Annotated in this window: 1 protein-coding gene; it reads left to right on the forward strand. The window is 44.0% G+C overall.

The window, feature by feature from the left end; translation table 11 throughout:
* A partial coding sequence (locus NJ959_RS29480) for a DUF5682 family protein (RefSeq protein WP_254015317.1) occupies positions 1 to 1,440 on the forward strand: 1,440 nt, incomplete at both ends.

Raw genomic sequence — 1,440 nt, forward strand, 5'->3', positions numbered from 1 at the left:
GGATGATTAAAGTAGCGCAGTTATTGCGGGAAGAAGGATTAGATGCCTCTTCCGCTAATTTAATTGATGCGGTAAGATTAGCAGAATCTTTGGCAGGATTGCGCGATCGCAGTTTCCCTGGTTTGTCAGAATTAAATGAAGCTACCCAAACCGTCTTATGCTTTGGTAGCGATTTGCCCATGGGCTTGATTCACGATAAACTCATTGTCGGAGAATGTTTGGGATCTGTACCTGATGAAACTGAGATGGTTCCCTTGCAGCGTGACTTGCAGCGGCTACAAAAGCGACTGCGAATGCCACAGGAAGTGACGGAGAAACTATATGAGCTAGACTTGCGTAAAGAAAATGATTTAGCGCGATCGCAATTACTACACCGTCTCAATCTACTTGCTATTCCTTGGGGTATTTTATCTCAGAAAACAGGACAAGGAACTTTTAAAGAAAAATGGCGGGTGCGGTGGCAACCGGAATTTGCGGTTAAGTTAATTGAAGCGGGCATCTGGGGGAATACTATTCTAGATGCAGCAACTGCTTCTAGTCGCAATTTAGCTGAAAAGATACCAGAATTACCTGGATTAACTCGCTTATTAGATCTAGTATTACTAGCTGATTTACCTGATGCAGTGGGTTACATCATGAATCGCTTGCAAGCTGAGGCGGCTCTGACTAGGGATGTCACATATTTAATGGCAGCTTTACCGCCTTTAGCTAATGTGCTGCGTTATGGTAATATTCGCAAAATCGATAGTAATATTGTCCGTCATGTCGTGGATGGGTTAGTGGCAAGAATCTGTATTGGTTTGCCGGGATGCTGTTATTCTCTAGATGATGATGCGGCAAGTAATATGTATCAGCTATGCCATCAAGTAAATAGTGCCATCTCTCTATTACAAAATGAATATTATAAAACTGCTTGGCAGAAGGTACTAACTCAACTAGTGAATATGCCGATAATTCATGGATTACTATCAGGTTACAGTTGTCGGTTATTGCTGGATGGTAATATTTGGGATACAGAGGAAGCATCGCGACGGATGGGATTGGCACTTTCTCTTACTAATGAACCCACCCAATCGGCTGCTTGGGTAGAAGGGTTTTTGAAAGGAAGCGGACTATTGTTACTCCACGATGGTAAACTATGGCAGGTTTTAGATAGCTGGGTCACTCAGTTAAATGAGGATACTTTCACCACATTATTACCCCTCCTGCGCCGTACTTTCTCAACCTTTTCTCTAGGGGAAAGGCATCAAATTGGGGTACAGGTAAGACGGGGAGATACTGCCCAAGCTGGGGATATGGCAGAAATTGATTTGGAATGTAATGCCTCTGACAGGCATCGCCATCCCCCTAACCTAGTACTACCAATTTTAGCTCAACTACTAGGACTAGTGCAGGTGGGCAGAAATAACCCATCAGTTGTGAGCAGGGGAGGAGGGGAGC

The organism is Limnofasciculus baicalensis BBK-W-15 (assembly GCF_024178385.1).
Taxonomy (GTDB): Bacteria; Cyanobacteriota; Cyanobacteriia; order Cyanobacteriales; family Coleofasciculaceae; genus Limnofasciculus; species Limnofasciculus baicalensis.